The following is a 25,425-nucleotide window of genomic DNA, read 5'->3' as shown; positions in this document are numbered from 1 at the left end:
CGGCTCGCCTGGCCGCATTCCGGATATTTCGGGGCAGCTAATAGAAATCGAGCGAAACTGGATGGATGGGTGGGGAATGTTAGCAAAACTTTCAGAAGAGGGGCTGTCCCGTCATCTCCTCAGGCTGATTCAATCCCATCAATTTTAAAAGGGTAGGGGCTACATCCGCAAGTTTGCCGTCGTGCATCCGGATGTTATCGCCGTTTCCGTTTACGATCATGGCCGGAACCCGGGCATTGGTATGGGCGGTGTGGGCACTGCCGTCTTCCTGGATCAGGCAGTCGGCGTTTCCATGGTCCGCAATGATTAAAATTTTGTAATTGTGGTCAGTAGCGGTCTCCACCACTTTTTTTAGCTCCCTGTCAACGGTCTCCACCGCTTTAATCGTTGCATCCATATCTCCGGTGTGGCCGACCATGTCTGGATTGGCAAAATTAAGGATACAGAGATCGAAGGTTCCGGTTTTTAGTTGCTTGCAGAGCGTCTCGGCGACCTCCGGGGCGCTCATTTCCGGCTTCAGGTCGTAGGTGGCTACCTTTGGACTCGGAATCATGATTCGTTCTTCGCCTTCGAACGCCACCTCTTCGCCGCCGTTAAAGAAATAGGTTACGTGCGGGTATTTTTCCGTTTCGGCTATGCGAAGCTGCTTTAGTCCCTGCCTGCTTACATATTCGCCGATGGTATTTTTTATGTGGGCCGGGGGATAGGCAACGTGAACCCAGTCGAAGGTGTCGTCGTAGGCGGTAAACGTGACATAGTGAAGATCAAGGTCTTTGTTGACTTCAAATTTGTCGAATTCGTTGTCGGACAGGGCCCGGGTAATTTGTCGCGCGCGATCGCCGCGAATATTGTAGAATATGACGACATCGCCGGGTTCTATCCGGGATTGGGGAGTATCGTCAATCAGCTTGGGAGTAATGAATTCATCGGTAACATCCCTGCTGTAGGAATCCTGCAGGGCCTCGGCTGGAGTATCAAACGACTCTCCCTTTCCATTTACGAGAAGATCATACGCCCGTTTGGTGCGCTCCCACCGGTTATCACGGTCCATGGCGTAATACCGACCGACGATAGATGCGATGGTTCCTGTTCCGATTGCTTCCGCCTGCTCCTGGAACTCCTTCACGTACTCGATGCCGCCGGTGGGAGAGGTGTCGCGCCCGTCGGTAAAAGCGTGAACAAACGCGTTCTCAATACCTTGGGAATTCAACAGTTTCAGCAGTGCAAACAGGTGGTCGTTGTGGCTGTGTACCCCGCCATCGGAAAAGAGTCCCAGAATATGGACCTTGTCTTTGGCCCTGGCCTTTTCGATAGCTTCCAGCAGCACCTCATTTTGGTCGAATGTATTTTCCTCGATATCCCGGTTAATCCGGCTTAGCTCCTGCCATACAACACGGCCGGCCCCGATATTCAGGTGACCTACCTCCGAATTTCCAAACTGCCCGCCGGGCAGGCCCACATCGGTCCCGCTGGCGGAAAGTGTCGAGTGTGGATTGTTGTTGAATAGCTGGTCGATGAATGGTTTGTCAGCCTTGTCGATTGCGCTGACTTCTGGATTTTCGGCCAAACCGTAGCCATCCAGGATAACGAGTAATGCCTTTGAGGTTGGAACAGCCAATACGTCTCCTGCGCTGTTGTTTGTTAAAGGTTGTTTACGTGCTTGGTGAGCTTGGCTTTTCTTCTGGCCGCTTTATTTTGATGGATAATACCTTTGGCCGCCATCTTGTCGAGGTAGGAAGTGGCTTCTTTAAGGTATGTTTCGGCCTCTTCTTTGTCAGTGGTTTCCAACACCTTGTTTACCAGCGTTCGCATTTTGGAGCGCTGTGCGCGATTGTGTTCGCGCCGCTTGGCATTCTGTCGCACGCGTTTAATAGCAGATTGATGTTGTGGCATATATATCGTTCAGTTTGCTTAAATTGTTCGTCAATTAATTTGTATCATTATATAATCTGAATACGACGTTTCAGAAAGCCCCAAAAGTTAACCTTTCTGGATTCAGAAAACAAGAAATCATTGAAATATTAATAAATTAAAAGTAATTTGGGAGACTTTCCGATATGATAATTGTCATTGATGGTCCGGCAGGTTCGGGTAAAAGCTCTACGGCCAGGGCCGTCGCGGATAAGCTTGATATTCAGTACCTGGATTCCGGTGCGCTGTACCGCACGCTCACGTTGATGTATCTGGAATCGGGTAAAGACAAAACGAAGTTCTTTGAATTGTTGAATCGAAAGTCGATCTCATTCTTCTATGAAGAGGGTACGTTTCATGTATCGGTCGGGAAGCGGGATATTACCGAACAGATCCGTACCGTGGAGGTGAACAATCATGTAAGTACGGTGGCGGCGCTGCCCAAATCCAGGCAATTTGTGAACAACCTTATGCACCAGGCGGTACAGAAGGAAACCTGGATTGCCGAGGGCCGGGACCTGGGCACAGCTGTATTCCCCGATGCCGAACTAAAGTTTTTTATGGTGGCCGACACCGATGTTCGGGCTGAACGACGACACAGGGAGCTGAAAGCGCAGGGGGCGGATGTTACCCTGGATGAAGTAAAGCGTAACATCATTGAACGGGACCAGAAGGACTCCCGGCGAAAGAAAGATCCCCTGAAAAAAGCTCCGGACGCTGTTGAAGTGGACACGAGTGAGATGACTTTTGAACAACAAGTAGATTTTATTTGTTCAAGAATTACAAATAAGTTTGAAACACAAACTTAAATTATAACTAAAACCCTAATTAATCCCTTTCCGCTCCGCTTTTTTTGAGTGGGAGTTGAAAGCGGCAATTTTAACTAAAACCATAATGACCGAAGAAGTTAAACAAGAACAAGAAAACAAAAACCAAGAAGCTGACGACACTGCTACTGCTGAAGAACAAGATGTGGAAGTGACAGATGCCGAAGAGTCGGTTGAAGCTGAAGCCACTGCCCAAGAAGAAGAAACGGCTGAAGAAGAACCCGAGAAAACAGTTGAAGAACCGGCCGTTGAAGCCATCACGGAAGAAGAGGTACGTGTTGAAGTAGATGAGGATGATGTTGCCACGTTTACCGGCGACATGGAAGACGATAAAGTTTATACGCTGGATGAACTCCAGGCGGCATCGGAGGACTATACCGACGATGAGTTTCACAGCCTGGCTTCGATGTATGAAGACACGTTAAATGAAATTGAAGAGAAGGAAATTGTAACCGGGCGGGTGGTCTCGGTTGATGAGAAGTATGTCATTGTTGACATCGGCTTCAAGTCTGAAGGCATTATCCAGGTCAATGAGTTTCCGGATAAAGTGGTTGAGGAGCTGGCTCCCGGTGATGAAGTGGAAGTTTTCCTCGACAAAGTTGAAGATCAGGAAGGGCAGCTTATTCTTTCTCGCCGCAAGGCCGACATCCTGCAGGCGTGGGAGACCATTGAGCGGTCCCATGAAACCGGCGAAGTGCTGGAGGGATATATCAAGCGCCGTATCAAAGGTGGTATGGTGGTGGATATTATGGGCATCGACTGTTTCCTGCCCGGGTCGCAAATTGACGTGCGACCGGTGCGCGACTTTGACGCTTATGTCGGGAAAACGATGGAATTCCAGGTCGTAAAGCTCAACATGCAGGCGGAAAACGTGGTTGTTTCTCACCGCGCCCTTATTGAGTCTGACCTTGAAGAACAGCGAGAAGAGATTCTGTCTACCATCGAAGAAGGACAGGTCCTCGAAGGTATCGTCAAGAATATTACTGATTTCGGTGTATTCATCGATCTTGGTGGTGTCGACGGTCTGCTTCACATCACGGATCTCTCGTGGGGACGTGTTGAGCATCCCGAAGAGATCGTATCTCTCGATCAGCGCATGAACGTCGCTGTCATCGACTTTGATGACGAGAGCAAGCGTGTTTCGTTGGGCCTCAAGCAGCTGCAGCCGCATCCATGGGATCAAATCGACCTGAAATATCCAGAAGGCATGAAGGTTCAGGGTCGTGTCGTTTCCATTGCAGACTACGGTGCCTTTATTGAGCTTGAAAAAGGCGTTGAGGGACTCATCCACATTAGCGAGATGTCCTGGACACAACATATCAAACACCCGTCTCAACTGGTGGACAAGGACGATATCATAGAATGCGTGGTGCTGAATGTAAACGAACCGGAAAAGAAAATCTCGCTCGGGGTCAAGCAGCTTGAAAAGGATCCCTGGGAAGATATCGACAAGCGATACCCGGTTGGCTCCAAGCATACGGGAACGGTTCGCAATCTCACCAACTTCGGTGTGTTTGTTGAGCTCGAACCCGGCATTGACGGGCTGATCCACGTTTCTGATCTCAGCTGGACCGACAAAATCAATCATCCGAACGAGATTATCGACAAAGACCAGGAGATCGAGGTGGTCATCCTGGCGATTGACTTTGAGAATCGCCGAATTACGCTGGGTCACAAGCAGATTGAAGAGAATCCGTGGGAGAAATTCGCTGAAGAGCACGGCTTGGGCAACCAGGTTGAAGGCGAAATCTTGAAAATTACGGATAAGGGACTGTTTGTGAAGCTTCCTTTCGAGCTGGAAGGATTTGTTCCGGCAAGCAAAACGGAAGCCGGTGGAGACCTCTCTGAATCCTATGAAGTGGGCGAAACCGTTGAGGCTTACGTAATTGAGCTTGATGAGAACAACAAGAATCTCACACTCAGTCAACGAGACAAGGATGCCAAGAAAGTGAAGCCTTCCAAGTCGAGATCCAAATCTCGCAGCTCGCAGGAGCCTGTAGAGCGGGGAACACCGACGCTGGGTGAGATGTCTGGCCTGGCCGACCTGAAGCGGGAGATGGAAGAGAAGCAGCGGGAAGCAGCGCGCCAGCAACAGGCCGATGCCGAAGTGGAAGTAGAAGAGGATTCCGACTCGAATGAGGAGGAAGAGGAATCTTCTGCGGACCAGGAAGAATAAGTTCAGCCAAGCACTCTTTGTGATTGCTTGACACATTAAAAAAGCCCGATGGTGAAAGATCCATCGGGCTTTTTCTCTTTATCATTATCAATATGTTATAAACGGCGCAACCTGCGGGTATTCAGGCAATGACAATGGAAGTGCAACAAGGCGCCCCATGTCTACTCGTTCTTTTCCTTGTAAAAGTAAACGAGGTTTTTTTTGGGATGCTTGCTGCTTTTTACCTTTTCCCCGGTTTCCCGGTTATAGCTGTAGATCACGTTCCGCATGGAGTTGAGCTCCGTGTCGTCGCTAAATTTTACCTCGAGCGCTTTTCCCCCCGCTTCCAGCTTTTTTACGGCCTCCAACAGGGGTTTATATTTTGAGGAGCTTTTTTTAGAAATTTTAATGTCTTCCCTGGATACAAAATTTATTTTCATAATAAGTGTATTTGATAAAGTACATTACCAAATAAATAAAGTCTTCAGTAACATTCAATCGTTGTTATTCTGATTTAAGCGGGTCCATCAGGGAACTTGAACGGTGGACATAATTTTTTCTATGATATCTTCAGGAGTGATGTTTTCTGCTTCCGCTTCAAACGTAGGGATAATGCGGTGACGCAGCACATCCATGGCGATCAGCCGAACATCTTCCGGGGTTACATAGGCCCGGTGTTCCATAAAGGCGTGTGCGCGGGCTGCCAGATTCAGATTGATGGACGCCCGTGGCGAAGCCCCGAAATTAATAAGCTCTTCCATATCCGGCAGATTGAATTTTCCGGGATTTCTGGTGGCAAAAACCAGGTCAATAATATATTGTTCCACCTTTTCATCCATGTAGATTTCGTTAACGACGTTCCGTGCACCCAGTACCTGCTCAGGTGTCACCACCGGTTCCAGCTTTTTGTTCTTCCCGGTTTGGGCCATGCGCCGCATAATTTCCATCTCTTCAGACTCGCTCGGGTAATCGATCTTTATTTTCATCATAAACCGGTCGACCTGTGCTTCCGGCAGTGGGTAGGTCCCTTCCTGTTCTACGGGGTTTTGGGTGGCCAGCACCAAAAAGGGCTCGTCAAGTTCATAGGTTGTTTCGCCAATGGTTACCTGCAGTTCCTGCATCGACTCCAGCAGGGCACTTTGTACTTTGGCGGGCGAACGGTTGATCTCGTCAGCTAAAATGATGTTGGCAAAAATAGGTCCTTTTTTTACCGTGAATTCCGCCTCTTTCTGGTTATAGATCAGCGTACCGATCAGGTCGGCGGGCAGCAGGTCGGGCGTGAACTGTATTCGCTGAAATTTTGTGCTGATGACCTGGGAGAGCGACGAAACCGTCAGGGTTTTGGCCAGGCCCGGTACTCCCTCCAGCAGCACGTGTCCATCAGCCAGCAGCCCGATCAGCAGCCGGTCGATCATATACTGCTGACCGACAATGACTTTCTTTAGTTCGTCGTAAATTTTTTCAATAAATGCGCTGGATTCTTCAATTTTATCTCCGAGCGCCTGCATGTCTACTGAAGGAGAGCTTGTCGCCATAAGTGAAATGTGATTTAGATTTTGAATGAGTTATAAGTATCTTCTTTGCCGATTTAAGAACGTAAAAACCTCTATAATAATAAATGGAATTCATAGATTCTTTTCTATTAGGTCTCATACAGGGCCTTACCGAATTTTTGCCAATCAGCAGTTCCGGCCACCTCGTGCTCGGCCGTGCTTTTATGAGCAGCGACCTGCAAAAGGGCATAACGTTTGAGGTTGTCGTTCATTTTGGAACGTTGTGCAGCATTCTGGTCTATTACAGGGAGGAACTGACCGGCATTATAAAGTCGTTGCTGGGCCTGGCCGGTTCGCCCGGAGAATTTCAACAACGGCTCAGGGATGATCCCAATATAAGATTGAGTGGCTATATCCTGTTGAGCATGATCCCCGCCACAATCATAGGCTTTACACTGAAAGACTATATTGAGGATGTATTCCTGAATCCCTTTATGGTTTCGTTCATGCTGCTGGTAACCGGAATACTGCTTTACGCCACCAAGTACAGGAAGCAGTTTACGCGGCAGATCAACGCTGGAAATAGTTTTGCCATCGGAATAGCGCAGGCACTTGCCATTTTGCCGGGTATAAGCCGCTCCGGCTCCACGATCTCGTTGGGATTATACCTGGGAGTAAAAAGGGAAGAGGTGGCCAACTTTTCGTTCCTGATGGTCATTCCCGTAATCGCGGGCGCCATGATGATGCAGGTCAAGGAGATGGCCGAGGTGGGCATCCGTTTTGATGCCGCCCTGGACCTTGTCATTGGCTTTCTGGCCGCTTTTATTTCGGGATATTTTGCTCTCAAGTATCTTATTGTAATGCTCAAAACCAGGGGAATTCATCCATTTGCCTGGTACTGCTGGACGGTGGGTACACTGGGACTGATCTATTTTTGGTAGGTTTTAAAGTTGCAGGATGAAAGTCTTATAAACACCACCCTGAAACATTCAACTTTTAACATTCAAACCCCAATTTAGAGTTGATGTGGTTTCTAAATTTATCTACTTTTGAAGCCACTTAAAATAAAGCAACACCATGGTTTCATACGTTTTTATATTCCTTGCAATTCTGGCTATTGCTGCCGCACTGGGTATGGTAATTAGTAAAAATACGGTAAACAGTGCCCTGTTTCTTGTAATTAACATGGTGGCCCTGGCCGGGGTCTACGTACTGCTGCAGGCGCATTTTCTGGCCATCATCCAGGTTATTGTGTATGCCGGGGCGATTATGGTGTTGTTCCTGTTTGTGATTATGCTGCTGAATTTGGATGCAGAAAAATCTCTTTTTAACAAGTTTAGAGTCAAGTATTTTGTGGCTTTTCTGCTCGGTATCGTCGTGCTGTCCCAAATACTGTACAGCATCGGAGGGGTAACAGACATGTTGCCTGAACTGCCTTCGGAAGTATCGCAGGTGGGAACGGTTGAGGCGATCGGAGAGGTCATGTTTACTACCTATCTGCTTCCTTTTGAGATGACCGCCATTCTGTTGACAGCGGCCGTAGTGGGAGCCCTGGTGGTTGCACAACAAAAAATTGTTAAGCCCAAATCTGGACAATGATTGAAATCGACTGGTTTTTAGCGTTAAGTGCCGTGTTGTTTGCGATCGGTATCATGGGGGTATTAATCCGTAAAAACGCGATAGTAATTTTTATGAGTGTGGAACTGATGTTGAATGCGGTCAATCTTTCGCTGATCTCTTTCAGTACCTTCCACGGTAACGTGGAAGGACAGATGCTCGTGTTCTTTGCGTTGGCGGTTGCAGCCGCCGAAGCGGTTGTAGGGCTGGCTATCATTATTGCCATCTTCCGCAATAACCTTTCGCTGGATGTGAGCAAAATCAACCTGTTGCGCTGGTGATTTTAATTAATAGTGTGTTAGTGCGCCATGATCAATGCAGCGAGTTTCCGCTCTTGACATTTTGAGGAGTGTGGGTGCGTATATATCCCATCAGCCTACCCGTTATTTTATTGGATAAGTAGTTTAATTACCTGCTGATTTTCTGTTCACTGGTAACTGCTCAATAGCACAGTGTTCACTGCTTATTTTTACTGAATCTACCTTTACCTTCGTTCACTTTTTTGTATCTTTGCCATCTGTAAAATTCCCCTTGGGAATAGTTGAAGCAATAGCTACCTTTGGGGCGCAAATGAACAACGTCATCCGGTTCCGCTTCGGGGCTGTTCTCATACTGATTGAACAGAACTCGATCACTTTTCGGGTTGAAACCTCACCCTGCAGATGAACGCCAGGGGATGACAGAAAAGAAGCTTTCGATCCAAAAAACAAACTGACTTGATGGACTCAGCTACATTGCTCGTTGCACTGACGGTAGGCTTGCCCCTGCTGGGGTTTTTAATTAATGGACTACTCGGGTTGCGCAGCCCGGGATATCGAGAAAAGAAAACCCTCATCGGCGCCATCGCCAACCTTTCGGTATTTGTTCCCTTCCTTATCTCCTGCTACTTTTTTCTGAATTTTACGACTGAATCGGAAGCGCTCATCACCACATTTTTTACCTGGATACAGGCGGGCTCTTTTTCGGTTGATATCGCCTACCAGATCGACCAGCTCTCCATCGTAATGATGCTGGTTGTTACCGGGGTCGGTTCCCTGATCCATTTTTATTCCATCGGGTATATGTGGCATGATGAGGGATATTGGAAGTTTTTTGCCTATCTCAATTTGTTCATCTTTGCGATGCTCAACCTGATTATGGGCAACAACCTGCTGTTGCTGTTTCTCGGCTGGGAGGGGGTCGGGCTCTGCTCATACCTGCTGATCGGTTTTTGGTATACCGACATGGCCAAATCAGATGCCGCCAACAAGGCGTTTTGGTATAACCGGATCGGTGATTTCGCATTTCTAATTGCCATGTTCCTTACGTTTCAGTCGGTCGGCAGTCTCAATTTTAATACGATTCTCGGCGACCTGGATGCGATCCCCGCAGATTACAAATTCTGGATCGGTTTCCTGATGTTGGTGGGTGCCACTGGAAAAAGCGCGCAGATTCCCCTTTTTGTCTGGCTTCCCGACGCAATGGCGGGCCCGACTTCCGTATCGGCGCTGATTCATGCTGCAACCATGGTAACTTCGGGTATCTACTTGATTTCCAGGATGTCGCCAATGTTTGTGATGTCCCCTGAAGTGATGCTGATCATCGCTGTGATTGGGGCGTTAACCGCATTGGTTGCGGCGACCATCGCCCTCACCCAACACGATATCAAACGGGTGCTGGCCTACTCCACGGTATCACAGCTCGGGTATATGTTCCTGGCTCTGGGATCGGGCGCTTTTACGGCGGCCATTTTTCATGTTGTGACTCACGCTTTTTTCAAGGCCTGTCTTTTTCTCGGGTCGGGTTCTGTTATTCATGCCATGGAACATGTTGAACACGGCCTGCACCAAGAGGGCAAGGAAGTGCATTTTGATCCCCAGGATATGCGTAATATGGGAGGGTTGAAACAGTATATGCCCTCTACTTACCGAACCTTCCTGCTGGCAACAATTGCTATTGCGGGAATCCCACCGCTGGCGGGCTTTTTCTCCAAGGATGAAATATTGGCCTTTACATTTAATGCCGGTTTCGGTGAGTTTGCCGGGCCGCTGTACTTCCTGTTGTGGGGCGTGGGAATTGTAACGGCATTCCTGACCGCTTTTTATATGTTTCGTCTGACATTCGGAACATTCAACGGGGAATTTAAACTGCCGGGCAGGGTGGCAGATGCGGATAACGCCTCTGATTACCTGCACGAGAGCCCGGTTACGATGACCTTTCCACTGTGGGCACTGGGAATACTGTCGGTGGCAGGTGGATTTCTGGGCGTCCCCAATTTTATTGCTGAGACCTTCACCCACGAGGAGGCGCACATTAACCTGCTGCATGACTGGTTGTATACAGTAAATGCGGATGTGGGCATGGCGCTTTCTCACGGTATCGAATGGACATTGATGATCATTTCGATCGCAATTGCAGTGGCCGGAAGCTGGGTGGCGTACCGAATGTATGGAAGCGGCGATACCGAAGAGTCGGACAGCTATCTCGCGGCGCGTTTTGGCACCCTATACGATACCTGGAGCCAAAAGTACAGTCTTGATGAAATATATGAGGGGCTGGTTTCTCGTCCGCTTGTTCGCTTTTCAGACAAGGGATTGGCTGTATTTGATATGAAGATTGTGGACGGGGTTGTAAATACTGTCGGGGGAATTGTCCGACTGTTTGGAAGCCTGATCCGATATATTCAAACCGGGGTTACCTCCACCTATGCCCTGGGGCTGGTTATTGGCGTGATAATCGTAATAAGTATCCTGATTCTCTAATTCTTGACGATGGAGCTACTACTAAACATCTGTATTTATCTACCGCTGGCAGGAATTGCCGCGATTTTATTTACACGAAATAAGGCCGCTGTAAAATGGATCAGCCTGGTTACAACGAGTGCTGTATTCCTGCTTTCCCTGCCGCTTTTGCTTAATTTTGATATCGCAGGCTCAGCGAGTGCCCAGTACCTCACGGTCGGCGAACCGCTCCTGAATGGACTGGATATCAAATATATTGTAGGGCTCGACGGGCTCAGTCTCTTGCTTTTTATGCTTACCACGCTTTTTGGCCCGATAGTAATACTCTCCTCATGGAATTCTGTCAGCAAGCACCTGGCTGGCTACTATTCCATGCTTCTGCTGCTTCAGACGGCATCGCTCGGCGTTTTTGCGGCACTCGACCTGATCATTTTCTATGTCTTTTTCGAGCTTTCCCTGATTCCGATGTATTTCCTGATCGGCATTTGGGGTGGCAAGGGGCGAATCCACGCAACGGTCAAGTTTTTTGTGTACACACTGGTGGGCTCACTGATCATGCTTATCGGGCTTATTTACGTTGGGTACGATGCCGGTACATTCCTGAATGAATTTACATTCAGCACCGACTGGCGTTTCCTTTCGAGCGGGGAGTATCAAATTGGCCTGGTGGAACAGACCTGGCTTTTCCTGGCATTTGCCCTCGCGTTTTGTATCAAGGTGCCGCTGTTCCCGTTTCACACCTGGCTGCCCTATGCCCATACTGAAGCTCCCACGGCCGGTTCTGTCGTACTTGCGGCTATCATGCTTAAGATGGGAACGTATGGGCTGTTGCGCGTCTGCCTGCCGCTGTTCCCAAACGCATTTGTGGAGTTTGCCCCCTACATGGCTACTCTGGCGGTCATAGGCATCATCTATGGTGCGCTGGTAGCGATGGTTCAGAAAGATGTGAAAAAGCTGGTGGCCTACTCTTCAGTAAGTCACCTTGGATTTGTAGTGCTCGGGCTGTTTGCATTCAACACCATTGCAGTTCAGGGAGCACTTATCCAGATGGTAAATCACGGCCTTTCCACCGGGGCGCTATTCCTCATTGTCGGCATGATTTATGACCGTCGGCATACGCGGATGATTAAAGATTTCGGTGGTATTGCCAAAGTCATCCCGGTATTTGCGGTTATGTTTATGATATCCACGCTGGCTTCTATCGGACTGCCGGGATTAAATGGATTTGTCGGTGAGTTCCTTATCCTGAATGGATCATTCCACTCAGAGGTTTTGGGCAGTTCTGCATTTACAATTCTGGCAGCAACCGGGGTTATTCTGGCAGCTGTTTACATGTTGTGGATGTACCAGCGGGTGATGTTCGGCCCGCTGAAACATGAAGCGAATGAAGATCTTGTTGATCTGAATGCCAGGGAAATTGGCTTGCTGGTCCCGTTGGTCATTTTTATGGTATGGATCGGGATCCGCCCGGTCGACTTTATGCAGTATTCCGAAGCACAAATTAATGACCTGCTGGAGACGTCACGGGAAAAGAGTGTGGCCATAAAGCAGAGCGCCTCGGAGCAGGAACTGCCGGGATGGGCCAACAGCCTGTACGATGTGACTCCTGAGCTGGCCTCGCAAAAAAGTGATTAGATCTTAGAATTATTGATTTTTTTGAATGACCGATTAATTCAATAACTCAACAACTCAAAAATTATACCAATGGCAACACCAATATCAGAAGATCAAATCGCGGAAGCTCTTTCCGATCTCGATGGATGGAGCCATGAGGACGACAAATTAAAAAAGAATTTTACATTTGATAATTTCCGGGACGCGATCGCTTTTATCAATCGCATCGCATTTGAAGCGGAGGAGCAGACACATCACCCGGAGCTTTTCAATGTTTACAACAGTGTTGGCATCGCGCTGAGTACACATGATGCTGGTGGCAAAGTCACCGAAAAAGATCTGAAACTGGCAAAAACTATAGAGTCACTGTATAACGCGTAAAAGCACATGGATTACCTACACGATCTGAGCGTATTTCTTCCAGGGATAATTGTCGCATTGGCGGGATTAGTCGCCGTGCTGATCGATGCCTATAAAAATGATCATGAGGCTATATTTGGCCTGTCTGTTTTTTCAATACTGGCAGCACTGGTGGTCTCTGCCATAGACATGTTCGGACCTGCTGGAGAAGCGTTTTCCGGCATGATTGTCTACGGAGGAACAGCCGCGTTTGGTAATACCGTGGTGCTGCTGGGCACGCTGTTTTGCGTGTTGATATCCAAAGAATATCTGGAAGCGGTCGACCACAATTACGGGGAAGTGTATGCCCTTGTGCTTTTTGCGACCTCCGGCATGCTCGGGCTTGCCAGTGCCAATGATCTGATCATGATTTTTGTCGGATTAGAGACCATGTCGATCTGCCTCTATATTCTGGCCGGAATTATCAATGAAGAGAAAATGGGAGCTGAGGCAGCGCTCAAATATTTTCTGCTGGGGGCATTTTCTACCGGTTTTCTACTCTACGGAATGGCGCTTCTGTATGGCGCCACCGGCACGACCAATCTGCCAGGTATTGCGGGGGCGGCCAGCAGCGATCTTCTTTTCCTTGCCGGGGCGGGACTGTTGTTGGTAGGTTTCTTTTTCAAAATTTCTGCGGTGCCTTTTCACATGTGGACGCCCGACGTCTACCAGGGCACCCCAACCACACTCACGGCTTATTTTGCAACGGCTTCCAAGTCGGCAACGTTTGTAGCGCTGATACTGGTTCTTTCCCGGATGCTCCCGGATAGTGCGGCCAGCTGGTCGGAACTGATTTCTGTCATTGCCATCATAACGATGATTCTGGGAAATATTATTGCGCTGGTTCAGGACAACATCAAGAGGATGCTTGCGTACTCGAGTATCGCCCACGCGGGATATTTGATGGTGGGACTAGCAGCCGGTACGGCGGGGGGATACAGTGCGGTTTTGTACTACCTGCTGGCATATACACTGATGAACGTGGGAGCATTTGGAGTAGTGGCATTCTATGAGCGCCAAAAAGGATTGGATTTCAACGATATAAACAATTATGCGGGCCTGGGATTCAAACGTCCCGCCATGGGAGTCATGCTTTCTATCTTCCTTTTTTCACTTGCCGGAATTCCACCCTTTGTAGGATTTGTAGGCAAGTACCAGGTATTTGCCGCTGCTGTCAACGCTGACTTGATTGGCCTGGCAATTGTCGGGGTGCTGGCCAGTGCAGCCAGTATTTACTACTACTTGCGCCCGATGGTGTACCTGTACATGAGAGAGCCCCACAAGGATGTTCCGCTTGTTCAGGCCGGTTGGCTGTTTAAAGGCAGCCTGATTGTACTGGCTTTTCTCACCATCTATTTTGGAATTGCACCTGGAGGACTTTCAGAACTGTTGAGTTCCTATTATGCTGAAGACTGGGCCGCGTTTATACGATAAAGGCAGAGCCTTAGAAACCTCCTCTTTTTCTGTCTGTCATTATATTATATATTATCGAGGGATAAGTCGTGCAGCTACGCTTTACCGCATATCGATGTTACCTCTAGGATGTGGTTTATTCCACATATTGTAACACGGTTCTGCTTTTGTTTATCCTCTCAGCCACTGCCGCTTTCATTCCGTGGAAAAATCCGACCGACAATCATTTATAACGATAGACGAGTACCGGGTTCAGTATTTGAATTATTCAATATAATGTCACTAAAGCAGGCATCGCCATTGTAACTCCCAAATTGATTAAAACCCGGAAAAAAGGAGATTAGTGATATCTGCACAGATGGGCTGGGAGGAGATCGTCAATGCAGGAAGGTTTCGTTACATAGTTGATATTCGAAAAAAGGTGGGTGTCAGCTATCCTGAAATATCGCAATTGTCTCTGCGCAGCAGACTTCACCGGAAGTTGACATTATGATGCCTGAATTACCGTCCCTTTACTGAGCCCTGAAATTGCCGGTTACATCCACTTTGACGGGGATTCCTTCTATTTCCGCAGGTAGCTGGTTTCTGATTCGCTCTTCATCGGCGCTTACAGATATAATGATACCGATGGTGTCCCCGTCAACCAGGCCGATGCCTACAGCAGTGACCCCGTCGATGGCCAGCCATTCTTTTTCATATTTTTGCTTTATATTACGGGCTTTTGGGTAGTCCGGCATGGGAATACGTACAAATGAAATTCAGTGTGCAGAATAATATAGCACATTTTCCAAAAAATCCGGGTAATCTGCGGAGGGAAGTGTCAGGGCAGCGTTACATCCAGGCTATTGAATACATTGTCAATTCGATTGATGATTGTGGAGGTATCGCTCCCGGCAAAGAGTAATCCTACAAGGTTATTTTCGTTGTCGAGGACCGCAGACCCGCTGTCTCCGCCCTGGCTCATTGAGCCGGCCACAAGCTGATCCACAAATGTGGCTACTTTGTTGGCCCCATAGTTGACACGGGCCGTCACATCCACCTGCTGGATGGTTCCAGTGGTGAATCCCGTGGTTCTACCACTCTTTTTAATCTCCATTCCCAGTTCAGCTTCCCGGGTGCCGGCAATCGTTCCGATCTGAAGTATTTCGTTCTCCAGGTCCGAGGGGGTCAGGGGCTCTGCTATAGCGGCATCCACCAGGTTTTCCGTTGTCTGCACCCGGTATGGACGCATACGCACCGAGCTGCCGATGGTTGAGGCGATGCTGTTCAGAACTGAAGCGATCATGTTGGAGGTAAAACAGCCTGGAGACGATCCATTTTCGCCCTCTCCGTCAAAGCTGATCGGCACAAATTCGCTCAACTTTGCTATCTGGTCCTGTGGATTTTGACCGCCGTCATACGGACCTGGTTGAAGAATCGCGTCCCCGATGTCGGCTTCATTGCTGTTTGCGAGCACGTGGTTGTTGGAAAGAATATAAATGGTATCGTCTTTTTTGACCAGGCAGCCCAGCGTGCCGGCCGTAATATCGAAATGCCCTATACTTACCCCACCGGGCGCAGGTCGGAATCTTCCCTTCGGATCCTGACGCGCCACGAAGGGACCTGACGGGAGCACGTCCGTCGGAATACCATGGATAGCCGCGGGAATCAGGTCTTTTTGGGTCAGTCTTTTCTTGGGCTTTTTTAGTTCCACTGAACAAATAATGCTGAGCTCCTCGGTCTGGCGACCGTTGGTCACTTTATACCCAATACCGGTCGCTACAACATTGGGTTTGCTCATCAGCTCAGAACGCCGACTGTTTAGCGTTTCACGAATATCCTCGAAACCTGAATCCATAGTACCTTTTGGTGGGAAAAAGATTAACCTGTCTTTATTGAAAGGTACTTAAGAAAACAATAATATTCATAACAAAGTTTTTTTAAGTATTTGTTTTGTATTGATTTATAAATAGTCCCTGCAAAAGAATTGTGCTAGTAAAAATGAGGTCAACCGGGCAGGATAAGATTGCAGGAACGTTCCGGCCCCTGAGCAGTATATATCGTTAGCTGCAGTCGGCAACGTATCTCCCTGTTCATCGGACCGAGATAGTGTTCAGTGTTTTCGGGGAGTGAAAAATTTGGATTTATGGGATTGGATTTCCCCCCAAAAAGCTCTATTTTTGCCTGCCTGTTCGTTAAAGCTGGCGCTATGTGGCAGCTTTTATGAATATGAATCGATCTTTGAAAGCAACAGTAACCTGCTGGTCGGCAAAAAGCCAGATCGGCTGTTTTCAATGAAAACAACCAAAGGAAAATAATCAATGAGCAGAGAATACTACGAACTAACCTATATTATAAATCCCGTACTGGAGGACGATCAATTTAGCGGGATCGTCAACAAGTTTACCGACTTTATTCGTGATAATGAGGGCGAAATCGATGAAGTTGATGAGTGGGGAATCCGAAAATTTGAGTACGAGATGGATGGTAAAAACAGCGGGTATTACGTTAATGCCTACTTTACTGCGCCCGGAACACTGATTGAGAAACTGGAACGGCAGCTTCGCCTGGATGATAATGTGATACGGTATCTTACCTTGAAATATGACGCCAAGATGTTACGTCACCGCGATCAGCAGCGCAAGGGGACGGTTCCCAACGTATTTGCACATGAAGAAGAGGAAGAAGAGGAAAATTAACAAGAATTCAGTCACGGATACATCAAATTTCGCTGGAATGTGTTTGTGACCGCTTAAATACAAGATATCTACAATTATGATTAAGAATCCATCACATCCGAAGAAAGGCCAGATACGAACACGGGAATGCAAGTTTTCAAAAGCTGGTCTCGAATATATTGATTACAAAGATACGGAATTGCTACAGCGTTTTATGAATGACCAGGGCAAAATTCTGCCTCGTCGCGTGACGGGGACCAGTGCCAAGTATCAGCGCCAGTTGGCTACCGCCATCAAACGGGCCCGCTTTCTTGGGTTGATTCCATATGTAGCAGAGAACCTCAGATAAACAAAAGGATTTTTATCTATGCCTAAACAGATGAAGTTGATTTTAAAAGAAGATGTGGAGAAGCTGGGCGATGCCGGTGAGGTAGTGGAAGTAAAACCCGGGTACGGCCGAAATTATTTGATCCCACAGGGAAAAGCGGAAATCGCAACTCCGGGTGCGCTCAAGCAGCTGCAGCTGATCAAGGAAAAAGCCGAACGCCGTGCTGAACTCACAATCGAGAAGGCGCAGGAGATGGCTGAAAGGCTTGAAACGACATCAGTCACTATTCCTGTTACAGTAGGGGAAGACGAAAAGATCCACGGTTCCGTTACTACACAAGATGTCGCCGATGCACTGGCGGAACGCGATATTGAAATTGACAAGCGTAAGATATCGCTCGATCAGGACATCAAGACGCTTGGCGAATACACGGCTACCATAAACTTGATTAGTGAAATAAAGCCACAAATTAAGGTTTGGGTAGTCAAGGAGTAACATGTGGTGTTATAATTAATAACACTGATCTTGAATGACTACCATGAAAAACAGCTTACTTTCTTTTGCAATGGGGATCGCACTGCTGGTGTTGTCCCCATTTTGTGTTCAGGGGCAGATGCTCGACCCGGTCTCGTTCGAGGTGGTCCAGAGTCCTGAAACGGTAAAGGCCGGCGAGGTTTTCGAGGTCACCGTACAAACGAAAATCGAGGGAAACTGGCATCTCTACTCCATAAATAACGATCCGGATGCCGGACCCTATCCCACCCAGTTCTCCTCGGCCAACAGCGCGCTCGCGATAGCGGGAGAGGTCAGCGAGACGGAACCCTCGATCGAGTATGACCCCAATTTCGATACCGAACTTGGGTGGCATACCTCGGAAGCGACTTTCACCATCCCGCTGGCATTCAAGGAGGGGATCAGTGGTTCTTCCATGATAGACCTGGAGGTACTGTACCAGGTGTGTGACGACAAGGCATGCCTGCCGCCCAAGACGAAGTCGATTACACAGGGCATTTCAATAGCCGGAGTCGCATCTCAGCCCTACGATGGATTTGAGGAATCCGGGGAAACAGCAGAGCGTGCGGAGGAAGAAGCGGATTCCGAACCTGCCACAGGCAGTGGGGGAAAGGAGGGGGAGATTCAACCCGACACCAGCGGTTACACCGGTGGGGGATTTGTCTCTTTTCTGTGGATTGCACTGACTGCGGGATTTGCAGCCCTGTTGACGCCCTGCGTCTTCCCGATGATTCCCTTGACCGTCTCTTTTTTCTCCAAACAGAATGAAGGAAATAACAAGCGGGCGGTGGGACAGGCCTTGCTTTTTGGGATAGCGATTGTGGCCACTTTTACTTTACTGGGCGCACTGTTGTCGGTACTGATCGGGGCCTCCGGGGCAAACCAGTTTGCCGCAAATCCCTGGGTAAATCTTTTTATCGGTATTATACTCATCGTGTTTGCAATGAGCCTGCTCGGTATGTTTGAACTGCGCCTGCCCTACCAGCTTACCAACTGGCTCAATCAAAAGAGCAATGAAAGTTCGGGCATACTGGGTGTACTCTTTATGGCGCTGACGATCAGTGCGGTTTCATTTTCGTGCACCGCCCCGTTTGTGGGAGGAGTACTGGCCGCTACCACGGGCGGGGAGTGGTTCTACCCGATCATAGGGATGATGGGCTTCTCAGCAGCTTTTGCCTCCCCCTTTGTGCTTTTCGCACTTTTTCCCCGATGGCTTGAATCGCTCCCCCAAAGCGGTTCCTGGATGAACGTGGTAAAAGTGTTGCTCGGTTTTATAGAACTGGCTGCTGCGGTCAAGTTTATTTCCAATGCAGACCTGGTCTGGCAGTGGGGGCTTGTCTCGCGGCCGCTCGCTATTGCGGCATGGATTACGATATTTTTCCTTGCCGGGCTATATGTCATCGGAACCTATTCTTTAAAACATGAAAAAAAACCGGAACAGATCGGTACCGGCCGGTTGATGGTGGCGATTCCGTTATTCCTGTTCAGCTTTTATTTGATTCCGGGACTGCTCGGAGCCTCGCTTGGTATCTGGGACGCCTGGCTGCCCCCAAAACAGGCAACGGACGTAAGCGTGGTGAGTTCCATCGCACAGAGAGGAGGGGGGGGAGGCGGCATTGAATCGAATATGGAGGAGTGGTCCGACAGCTATGAAGCTTCCCTTGAAAAGGCCAAACAGACCGGGCAACCCATTTTCATCGATTTCACGGGGTATACCTGCACCAACTGCCGGGCCATGGAGACCAATGTATTTCCGCTGAAAGAAATTCAAAAACGATTTGCAAAAATGGAAAAAGTTCGGCTTTATACGGATGATGGGACTGACGGGCCGGAAAACCAGCAATTTCAATTTAAATTGACGGGAACAGTTGCCCTGCCGACGTATGCCATAGTTGACCCCTACACAGGTAAAGTGCTGGATCAACTCATAGGCTACACTCAGAAAGACAAGTTCAGGCAATTCCTTGATAATGGGTTAAACCGATTCGACCCGGAATCAACCGGATCCACAGCCCTGGCTGACTAGTTGAATTGTAAATCCTTTTTAACATCTCAATTTATCTAAATTAGTAAGCTTGTTATTTTGACATTTAAATCAAAATGATCTATAATTTTGCATCTTTGTAAGCCCGTAAACTTTAAATTTAATAATATATAATTGGAGTAATCGTATGACATCGTCAATAGCTCTCTTACTGCTTCAAGCTGGAGCTGATCAAGGCTTTTTCAATGTAATTGTTCAAAGGTTCAACGAAGGTGGTACTTTCATGTGGCCGGTACTGGTCGCACTAATTTTGGGTTTGGCCATATTCCTTGAGCGCATTATTACTTTGAACCTCGCAGATATTGATACCCGAAAATTTATCGTTAATGTTCAGGAGGCACTACAAGAAGGTGGCGTTCCTGCCGCAAAAGAACTGTGTGCCGAAACCCGAGGCCCTATTGCTTCAGTATTCCAGGCAGGTTTGATGCGTGTCGATGAAGGGATCGAAGCTGCCGAAAAAGGTATTTCCGCCTATGGCTCTATCGAAATGAGTTTTCTGGAGCGTGGGCTTGTGTGGCTCTCACTGTTTATCGCAATTGCTCCGCTGCTCGGCTTTACCGGTACCGTTGTGGGTATGATTGAGGCGTTCGATGCCATTGAGCAGGCGGGCGACATCTCTCCGAGTTTGGTTGCCGGTGGTATTAAAACGGCACTGTTGACCACTGCTGCCGGCCTTATTGCAGGTATTATTCTGCAGGTGGGGTACAACTACTGCGTTTCAAAAATTGACCGTCTTATTGCAGAAATGGAAGAGAGTTCAATTACGCTTATTGACTCTATTGTTGCTCTGAAAGAAGGCGAGCAAATTATTGATACCAGTGGTGAAGGAACAGCTGACGCTGAATAATAATCTGCACCTTTAAAAGTTGAAGGAATAGAGATATGACTAGTGTAATAGGAATAGGAATCGCAATCGGGCTCATCGGTATTGGAGTTCTTGCGATGATAGTAGCCGGTATTAAAAGCTTGACCACAGGCAAGCAGGACGTTAAAAGAATTGTCACAATTCTTGTTCCCTTCGCTGTCTTCGGCATTGTGTTCGGAGTGGCAGGGGATCTGACCGATGCAGCAATTGGTACAATGCTGTTTATGCTTGCCGCCATGGTACTCTTCATGCTACTTACCGGGTTGCGTAGCACATTTAATTTATAAACTCAGCGGATAGCTATGATTAACAAGAAAAGACAACGGGAAGAGCCGGAACTTGGTGGTGCGGGAATGTCGGATATCGCTTTTCTTCTGCTGATATTTTTCCTGCTGGTAACCACGATCGATGTCGATACGGGTATCGGGCTTGTACTGCCTCCGGAACCGGAGCAGGATCAGGAACCGCCTCCCATTAAAGAGCGTAACATGCTCAAGATTCTGGTAAATGCCCAGGGAATGGTTCTACTCGATGAGGAACCGACCTCACTGCCAGAGGTGAAGGACCGGGTGAAGGAGTTTATTGACAATAACGGGCAGGACCCGGATTTGTCAGAATCTCCCGATAAGGCGATTGTCTCGATTAAAACGGACAGGCAAACCCCGTATTCGGTCTACATAGATATGCTTGACGAAGTCATGGGGGCTTATAAAGAGCTCAGGGACCTGGCTGCGCAAGATCGTTACGGAACCACCTATGACGCTCTCGAGGATGAGAGCGAGGCCAAACAGCAGATACGGGATCTGTATCCAAAGAAAATTTCAATCGCAGAGCCAGATCAAGGGTAAGGAAAATCTATTATGGCACATTTTCAGAAAAAATCTGCAAATACCAAGCAGGAGATACCTACATCGGCCATGCCGGACATCGTATTCATGTTGCTTATCTTTTTTATGGTGACTACGGTGTTGCGTGAGGTAACCCTGCAGGTTCAGGTAGATTTTACTCAGGCAGAGAATATTGAGAAAATCGAACAGAAACGACTGGTCAGTTATATCTACATAGGGCCGGAGAAACTGTCCGGAAACCGATTAGGTGAGACAAAAGTACAGATCGATGACTCCATTATTGAAGATTTGGGAGCTATCCGAAACCTCATGTACGATAAGCTGCAAGAGCAGCCCAGACTTATCGTATCTTTGCGGGTTGATGAAGATTCTGAATTCGGTATCGTCACCGATGTCGAGCAGGAGCTCAGGAAAGCAGGTACACTGCGTATCAACTACTCGACTCACCGGGAAGAATAAGAAGAATAAACTGATTAATACTAACTTTAAGTATAAAGGCAGTGCACAATTGTTGTGCCTGCCTTTTTTATTTTAAAAACTATTGCCAGTGGATAAGGAAAATTTCCGAAGTATCGAACAAATTGGACGGCACAGGTTAATCCGGGAACTCGCTGAACAAACTTCGTTCCGCAATGAAAGAGTGATCAAGGGTATCGGGGATGACGCAGCCGTACTGGAGCAGACGAGCAGCTACGCAGGACTACTTAGTTCCGAAACTTTTCTGGAGGGAGTCAACTTTGATCTTACCTATACCCCCCTGCACCACCTGGGATATAAAGTGATTACGGCCGCCGTAAGTGATATTTACGCGATGAATGGGATTCCGGAAGCCGTACTGGTGAACCTGGGATTACCCAACAAGCTTTCGGTGGACATGATTGATGAAATATACCGTGGAATGGATGCGGCTGCCCATGATTATGAGGTTGAAATAGCTGGCGGTGATCTGACCGCATCACACCAGATTTTGGCTCTTTCAATTACGGCTCACGGTCGCGCTGAAAAGGAAAATTTGATATATCGCTCTGGCGCCAGGATCGATCAGGCCGTGTGTGTCACCGGTGATCTGGGGGGAGCAATTGCCGGGCTCAGAATTTTGATGCGTGAAAAGAAATACTGGGAGGAGCATGGGCAAGATCAGTTTCAGCCGGATCTGGGGGATTATGAATATGTAGTAAAACGGCAGCTGGTTCCCGGTGCACGACGAGACTTCATTGATACCATTGCTGAGCTCAATCTACAACCCACGGCGATGATCGATCTTACCCAGGGGTTGGTAAGTGACCTTCATCAGCTGACGGAAGCCTCAAAAGTGGGGGCTCACATCTACCAGGCGGCCCTGCCAATTGCAATAGAAACGCGACATGTGGCAGATGAAATGAAGGAGGATGTGGACAAGTACGCACTATACGGAGGGGAAGACTTTGAACTGCTGTTTACAATACCGGAAGACCAAGTGGAACAGCTGGCCGCGGAATTCGAGGATTTTGTTGTGATCGGCAAAGTGACACGCAAAGAAGAGGGAGTAAAGATGCAACGGCAGGATGGAGAATTAATATCATTTGAGGAAGAATAGCACTAATTTAAAAATCATGGCTATCCCAATATACTAAACCGGCTGCCGTTATTGGTACCGCAGATGGAATTCAAGCATAATGACGGTACATAGAAACACTTAAAAGTGGTATATTGATTTAAATTTGCATATCTAAAAACTGAGTAGTAGTAAATGTCTGATAATTCTGATAAAAAAAATAGTAGTCCAACCGACCTGAAGGATAAATTGAAGGGTAATAACAACTCTCCCAAATTTTCTATCTGGATATACCTGTTAGTACTGCTGGTACTGTTCGGCATCCAGTTTTATTTTATGAGTCCGCAGCCGGGAAGCCGGATTATTTACAGTGAGTTTCTCGAGTATGTCGAGAAGGGATATGTTGAAAAAATTACGATTACCAACGGTACCCAGATTAGGGGACAATACACGGAAAAAGCGATCCAGGACGGAATCGTAAATCCTCCCGAGCAGGAGCAGGACTGGCAGCTGACGGGTGAAAGTGGACAACCCGCCTTTACTACCACCATGCTTGAGGGAGACCAGATCCGTTCGGTGCTGGATGCGAATAATGTAGAGTATGACGTCCGAATCGAAGAGGACTGGTTCAGCGGCATCCTGATCTGGTTGATTCCCATCGGTCTGGCGATAGCCTTCTGGATCTTTATTTTCCGGCGGATGAATCCTGGCCAGCAGGTACTGAATATCGGCAAAAACAAGGCCTCACTATACGATAAGCAGAGTGAGAACCAGGTCTCCTTCAAGGATGTAGCCGGTCTGCAGGAGGCTAAAGCTGAGGTGGAAGAAGTGGTGGAATTTCTGAAAAATCCCCAAAAGTTTACAAAGCTTGGTGGCACTCTTCCCAAAGGGGTCTTGCTGGTCGGCCCTCCCGGTACCGGGAAAACACTTCTTGCCAAGGCAACAGCGGGTGAGGCAGATGTACCGTTCTTTAGCCTCAGCGGCTCTGATTTTGTTGAGATGTTCGTTGGAGTAGGTGCGGCCCGCGTGCGTGACCTGTTCAAGCAAGCCAAAGAAAAAGCGCCCTGCATCATCTTTATTGATGAAATTGATGCCATCGGCCGAAGCCGGGGTCGGGGCATGGCGATGGGTTCCAACGATGAGCGGGAAAACACCCTGAACCAGCTTCTGAGCGAGATGGACGGCTTTAATTCCGATAAAGGGGTGATTATCATGGCGGCGACCAACCGCCCGGATGTGCTGGATACCGCATTGCTGCGACCCGGAAGATTTGACCGCCAAATCCTGATTGACAAACCGGATCTCAACGGTAGGGTGCAGGTTCTTGAAGTGCACTCCCGGAAGCTGAAGCTATCGGACGATATCGACCTGAAACTGCTGGCATCCCAGACTCCAGGATTTGCAGGAGCTGAGCTGGCCAACCTCTGCAACGAAGCCGCACTCCTGGCGGCCCGAAGAGGCAAGGAATCGGTGGAGATGGTCGATTTTCAGGATTCCATTGAGCGGGTAATTGCAGGACTTGAGAAAAAGAACAAGTTGATCAGTCCCGAAGAACGCCGTATCGTGGCCTATCACGAAGCCGGACACGCCATCGTGGGCTGGTACCTCGAGCACACCGATCCGGTGCTGAAGGTGAGCATTGTGCCAAGAGGGCTTGCTGCCCTGGGTTATACCCTGCAGACTCCCCTGGAAGATCGCTACCTGATGACCACCGAGGAGCTGGACGACAAAATTTGTGCACTGCTCGGGGGACGTGTGGCTGAAGAGCTCACATTTGGAAAAATATCCACCGGGGCACAAAATGATCTCGAGCGGATTACCAATATGTCGTTTGCCATGGTAGCTGAGTACGGGATGAGCGAGGAGCTGGGGTATATATCGCTCAAGGATTCGCAAAATCCTGAAAACAGTTACGGGTTCAACAAAAAATATTCCGAGCAAACCGCAGAACGTATCGATGAGGCGGTTCACAAGATAATACGCACAAACTACGAGCGTACTAAGAAACTCTTGACAAAGCACAAGGACAAGCTGGAAAAAATGGCGAAAACGCTCCTTGACAAGGAGGTCCTCAACCACAACGATCTCCGGGAGCTGTTGGGTGAACGACCCCAGGGGCGCTATCCCGAAGGCATTTTTGATTCTGATGAATCACCGGAAAAGGTAAATGGCAAACCCGGAAATCGTTCTCTGACCCCGGGAACGGATTATTCGGCGCCGCCAGATTCGAAAGCTGATTCCGAAGAAGAATAAGTACAGTTCGTTTGTCACAAAAGAGGAACCGATCCTGGTTCCTCTTCTGTTGATATACCGCCTTTCTATGTGCACCGACCCTCCCAAATTTAGCTACTGTTGTTAACAATAAGTTAACATTCACGCCATTCTGTTAACATTACCGTAAAATTACAGTAACCAAACCGTAAAAATGAATTAATACTGTTGCAATGTGAGTGTGCTATCCTTCGGGTGCAATGAAAGTTGAACCTT

25 protein-coding genes are annotated in these 25,425 nt (G+C 48.2%); 19 read left to right on the top strand and 6 right to left on the bottom strand.

Annotated elements, in window-relative coordinates; genetic code table 11:
* Positions 1–91: 91 nt before the first annotated feature.
* Positions 92–1,618, bottom strand: a complete 1,527-nt coding sequence (gene gpmI, locus ACG2F4_RS04465) for a 2,3-bisphosphoglycerate-independent phosphoglycerate mutase (RefSeq protein ID WP_395258908.1) — start codon at positions 1,616–1,618, stop codon at positions 92–94.
* A gap of 23 nt (positions 1,619–1,641) precedes the next feature.
* The gene (gene rpsT, locus ACG2F4_RS04460) at positions 1,642–1,893 is read right to left on the bottom strand and encodes a 30S ribosomal protein S20 (protein WP_395258905.1); all 252 of its coding nucleotides are present in this window, start codon (positions 1,891–1,893) and stop codon (positions 1,642–1,644) included.
* Between the two features lie 164 nt (positions 1,894–2,057).
* On the opposite strand from rpsT, the gene cmk reads away from it, so the two are divergent.
* Together cmk and rpsA are read left to right on the top strand one after the other, a co-directional pair.
* Positions 2,058–2,720 carry a (d)CMP kinase gene (cmk, locus tag ACG2F4_RS04455; protein ID WP_395258903.1) on the top strand — a complete coding sequence of 221 codons (663 nt, stop codon included), beginning with the start codon at positions 2,058–2,060 and terminating at the stop codon, positions 2,718–2,720.
* 85 nt (positions 2,721–2,805) lie between these two features.
* Positions 2,806–4,914, top strand: coding sequence for a 30S ribosomal protein S1 (gene rpsA / locus ACG2F4_RS04450; protein WP_395258901.1), 2,109 nt, complete (start codon positions 2,806–2,808; stop codon positions 4,912–4,914).
* A gap of 161 nt (positions 4,915–5,075) precedes the next feature.
* Here the strand turns inward: rpsA and ACG2F4_RS04445 are convergent, their stop codons facing one another.
* Both ACG2F4_RS04445 and ACG2F4_RS04440 read right to left on the bottom strand, forming a co-directional pair.
* Positions 5,076–5,333 (bottom strand): hypothetical protein, encoded by a 258-nt coding sequence (locus ACG2F4_RS04445; protein ID WP_395258898.1) that lies wholly within the window; start codon positions 5,331–5,333, stop codon positions 5,076–5,078.
* An 87-nt stretch (positions 5,334–5,420) separates the two neighbouring features.
* The gene (locus tag ACG2F4_RS04440; RefSeq protein WP_395258896.1) at positions 5,421–6,428 is read right to left on the bottom strand and encodes an AAA family ATPase; all 1,008 of its coding nucleotides are present in this window, start codon (positions 6,426–6,428) and stop codon (positions 5,421–5,423) included.
* A gap of 83 nt (positions 6,429–6,511) precedes the next feature.
* On the opposite strand from ACG2F4_RS04440, the gene ACG2F4_RS04435 reads away from it, so the two are divergent.
* From ACG2F4_RS04435 to ACG2F4_RS04405, 7 genes are all read left to right on the top strand, one after another.
* A complete protein-coding gene (locus ACG2F4_RS04435) occupies positions 6,512–7,327 on the top strand; it encodes an undecaprenyl-diphosphate phosphatase (RefSeq protein ID WP_395258894.1) in 816 nt (271 codons plus the stop codon).
* Between the two features lie 136 nt (positions 7,328–7,463).
* A complete protein-coding gene (locus tag ACG2F4_RS04430) occupies positions 7,464–7,985 on the top strand; it encodes an NADH-quinone oxidoreductase subunit J (protein WP_395258892.1) in 522 nt (173 codons plus the stop codon).
* Entirely contained in the window at positions 7,982–8,284 is a 303-nt protein-coding gene (gene nuoK / locus ACG2F4_RS04425; RefSeq protein ID WP_395258890.1) for an NADH-quinone oxidoreductase subunit NuoK, read from the top strand. The genes ACG2F4_RS04430 and nuoK overlap by 4 nt, the downstream gene beginning before the upstream one ends.
* A gap of 438 nt (positions 8,285–8,722) precedes the next feature.
* Entirely contained in the window at positions 8,723–10,744 is a 2,022-nt protein-coding gene (nuoL, locus tag ACG2F4_RS04420) for an NADH-quinone oxidoreductase subunit L (RefSeq protein WP_395258888.1), read from the top strand.
* A 9-nt stretch (positions 10,745–10,753) separates the two neighbouring features.
* Positions 10,754–12,358 (top strand): NuoM family protein, encoded by a 1,605-nt coding sequence (locus tag ACG2F4_RS04415; RefSeq protein WP_395258886.1) that lies wholly within the window; start codon positions 10,754–10,756, stop codon positions 12,356–12,358.
* A 69-nt stretch (positions 12,359–12,427) separates the two neighbouring features.
* Entirely contained in the window at positions 12,428–12,718 is a 291-nt protein-coding gene (locus ACG2F4_RS04410; RefSeq protein WP_395258884.1) for a 4a-hydroxytetrahydrobiopterin dehydratase, read from the top strand.
* Between the two features lie 6 nt (positions 12,719–12,724).
* Complete coding sequence (locus ACG2F4_RS04405; protein WP_395258882.1) at positions 12,725–14,170, top strand: NADH-quinone oxidoreductase subunit N; 1,446 nt, start codon at positions 12,725–12,727, stop codon at positions 14,168–14,170.
* Positions 14,171–14,661: 491 nt separating this feature from the next.
* On the opposite strand, the gene ACG2F4_RS04400 is transcribed toward ACG2F4_RS04405, so the two are convergent.
* Together ACG2F4_RS04400 and ACG2F4_RS04395 are read right to left on the bottom strand one after the other, a co-directional pair.
* Complete coding sequence (locus ACG2F4_RS04400) at positions 14,662–14,886, bottom strand: hypothetical protein (protein WP_395258880.1); 225 nt, start codon at positions 14,884–14,886, stop codon at positions 14,662–14,664.
* Between the two features lie 83 nt (positions 14,887–14,969).
* Positions 14,970–15,986: a hypothetical protein gene (locus ACG2F4_RS04395; RefSeq protein WP_395258878.1), complete on the bottom strand. Its 1,017-nt coding sequence runs from the start codon at positions 15,984–15,986 to the stop codon at positions 14,970–14,972.
* Positions 15,987–16,449: 463 nt separating this feature from the next.
* Here ACG2F4_RS04395 and rpsF point away from each other — a divergent pair, with 463 nt between their 5' ends.
* From rpsF to ftsH, 10 genes are all read left to right on the top strand, one after another.
* Complete coding sequence (gene rpsF, locus ACG2F4_RS04390; RefSeq protein ID WP_395258876.1) at positions 16,450–16,827, top strand: 30S ribosomal protein S6; 378 nt, start codon at positions 16,450–16,452, stop codon at positions 16,825–16,827.
* A 76-nt stretch (positions 16,828–16,903) separates the two neighbouring features.
* A complete protein-coding gene (gene rpsR, locus ACG2F4_RS04385; RefSeq protein WP_395258874.1) occupies positions 16,904–17,155 on the top strand; it encodes a 30S ribosomal protein S18 in 252 nt (83 codons plus the stop codon).
* An 18-nt stretch (positions 17,156–17,173) separates the two neighbouring features.
* Positions 17,174–17,629: a 50S ribosomal protein L9 gene (gene rplI / locus ACG2F4_RS04380; protein ID WP_395258872.1), complete on the top strand. Its 456-nt coding sequence runs from the start codon at positions 17,174–17,176 to the stop codon at positions 17,627–17,629.
* 34 nt (positions 17,630–17,663) lie between these two features.
* Entirely contained in the window at positions 17,664–19,673 is a 2,010-nt protein-coding gene (locus tag ACG2F4_RS04375; RefSeq protein ID WP_395258870.1) for a cytochrome c biogenesis protein CcdA, read from the top strand.
* A 145-nt stretch (positions 19,674–19,818) separates the two neighbouring features.
* Positions 19,819–20,538, top strand: coding sequence for a MotA/TolQ/ExbB proton channel family protein (locus ACG2F4_RS04370; RefSeq protein ID WP_395258868.1), 720 nt, complete (start codon positions 19,819–19,821; stop codon positions 20,536–20,538).
* 35 nt (positions 20,539–20,573) lie between these two features.
* Complete coding sequence (locus ACG2F4_RS04365; protein ID WP_395258866.1) at positions 20,574–20,843, top strand: hypothetical protein; 270 nt, start codon at positions 20,574–20,576, stop codon at positions 20,841–20,843.
* 15 nt (positions 20,844–20,858) lie between these two features.
* Positions 20,859–21,404 (top strand): biopolymer transporter ExbD, encoded by a 546-nt coding sequence (locus ACG2F4_RS04360; protein WP_395258865.1) that lies wholly within the window; start codon positions 20,859–20,861, stop codon positions 21,402–21,404.
* 12 nt (positions 21,405–21,416) lie between these two features.
* Positions 21,417–21,863 (top strand): ExbD/TolR family protein, encoded by a 447-nt coding sequence (locus tag ACG2F4_RS04355; RefSeq protein ID WP_395258863.1) that lies wholly within the window; start codon positions 21,417–21,419, stop codon positions 21,861–21,863.
* Positions 21,864–21,951: 88 nt separating this feature from the next.
* The gene (thiL, locus tag ACG2F4_RS04350) at positions 21,952–22,980 is read left to right on the top strand and encodes a thiamine-phosphate kinase (RefSeq protein ID WP_395258861.1); all 1,029 of its coding nucleotides are present in this window, start codon (positions 21,952–21,954) and stop codon (positions 22,978–22,980) included.
* Between the two features lie 153 nt (positions 22,981–23,133).
* The gene (ftsH, locus tag ACG2F4_RS04345) at positions 23,134–25,191 is read left to right on the top strand and encodes an ATP-dependent zinc metalloprotease FtsH (protein ID WP_395258859.1); all 2,058 of its coding nucleotides are present in this window, start codon (positions 23,134–23,136) and stop codon (positions 25,189–25,191) included.
* The last annotated feature ends 234 nt before the right edge of the window (positions 25,192–25,425 follow it).

Source organism: Halalkalibaculum sp. DA3122, from assembly GCF_043951865.1.
GTDB lineage: Bacteria > Bacteroidota > Rhodothermia > Balneolales > Balneolaceae > JAMQKA01.
The sequence above is the reverse complement of the archived record's forward strand: the minus strand, read 5'-3'. Positions and strand labels throughout refer to the sequence as shown.

Excerpts from the sequence above, each read along its gene's own strand:
- rpsT (WP_395258905.1), bottom strand. The coding sequence starts at position 1,893 with ATGCCACAACATCAATCTGCTATTAAACGCGTGCGACAGAATGCCAAG.
- cmk (WP_395258903.1), top strand. The coding sequence starts at position 2,058 with ATGATAATTGTCATTGATGGTCCGGCAGGTTCGGGTAAAAGCTCTACG.
- rpsA (WP_395258901.1), top strand. The coding sequence starts at position 2,806 with ATGACCGAAGAAGTTAAACAAGAACAAGAAAACAAAAACCAAGAAGCT.
- ACG2F4_RS04445 (WP_395258898.1), bottom strand. The coding sequence starts at position 5,333 with ATGAAAATAAATTTTGTATCCAGGGAAGACATTAAAATTTCTAAAAAA.
- ACG2F4_RS04440 (WP_395258896.1), bottom strand. The coding sequence starts at position 6,428 with ATGGCGACAAGCTCTCCTTCAGTAGACATGCAGGCGCTCGGAGATAAA.
- ACG2F4_RS04435 (WP_395258894.1), top strand. The coding sequence starts at position 6,512 with ATGGAATTCATAGATTCTTTTCTATTAGGTCTCATACAGGGCCTTACC.
- ACG2F4_RS04430 (WP_395258892.1), top strand. The coding sequence starts at position 7,464 with ATGGTTTCATACGTTTTTATATTCCTTGCAATTCTGGCTATTGCTGCC.
- nuoK (WP_395258890.1), top strand. The coding sequence starts at position 7,982 with ATGATTGAAATCGACTGGTTTTTAGCGTTAAGTGCCGTGTTGTTTGCG.
- nuoL (WP_395258888.1), top strand. The coding sequence starts at position 8,723 with ATGGACTCAGCTACATTGCTCGTTGCACTGACGGTAGGCTTGCCCCTG.
- ACG2F4_RS04415 (WP_395258886.1), top strand. The coding sequence starts at position 10,754 with ATGGAGCTACTACTAAACATCTGTATTTATCTACCGCTGGCAGGAATT.
- ACG2F4_RS04410 (WP_395258884.1), top strand. The coding sequence starts at position 12,428 with ATGGCAACACCAATATCAGAAGATCAAATCGCGGAAGCTCTTTCCGAT.
- ACG2F4_RS04405 (WP_395258882.1), top strand. The coding sequence starts at position 12,725 with ATGGATTACCTACACGATCTGAGCGTATTTCTTCCAGGGATAATTGTC.
- ACG2F4_RS04400 (WP_395258880.1), bottom strand. The coding sequence starts at position 14,886 with ATGCCGGACTACCCAAAAGCCCGTAATATAAAGCAAAAATATGAAAAA.
- ACG2F4_RS04395 (WP_395258878.1), bottom strand. The coding sequence starts at position 15,986 with ATGGATTCAGGTTTCGAGGATATTCGTGAAACGCTAAACAGTCGGCGT.
- rpsF (WP_395258876.1), top strand. The coding sequence starts at position 16,450 with ATGAGCAGAGAATACTACGAACTAACCTATATTATAAATCCCGTACTG.
- rpsR (WP_395258874.1), top strand. The coding sequence starts at position 16,904 with ATGATTAAGAATCCATCACATCCGAAGAAAGGCCAGATACGAACACGG.
- rplI (WP_395258872.1), top strand. The coding sequence starts at position 17,174 with ATGCCTAAACAGATGAAGTTGATTTTAAAAGAAGATGTGGAGAAGCTG.
- ACG2F4_RS04375 (WP_395258870.1), top strand. The coding sequence starts at position 17,664 with ATGACTACCATGAAAAACAGCTTACTTTCTTTTGCAATGGGGATCGCA.
- ACG2F4_RS04370 (WP_395258868.1), top strand. The coding sequence starts at position 19,819 with ATGACATCGTCAATAGCTCTCTTACTGCTTCAAGCTGGAGCTGATCAA.
- ACG2F4_RS04365 (WP_395258866.1), top strand. The coding sequence starts at position 20,574 with ATGACTAGTGTAATAGGAATAGGAATCGCAATCGGGCTCATCGGTATT.
- ACG2F4_RS04360 (WP_395258865.1), top strand. The coding sequence starts at position 20,859 with ATGATTAACAAGAAAAGACAACGGGAAGAGCCGGAACTTGGTGGTGCG.
- ACG2F4_RS04355 (WP_395258863.1), top strand. The coding sequence starts at position 21,417 with ATGGCACATTTTCAGAAAAAATCTGCAAATACCAAGCAGGAGATACCT.
- ftsH (WP_395258859.1), top strand. The coding sequence starts at position 23,134 with ATGTCTGATAATTCTGATAAAAAAAATAGTAGTCCAACCGACCTGAAG.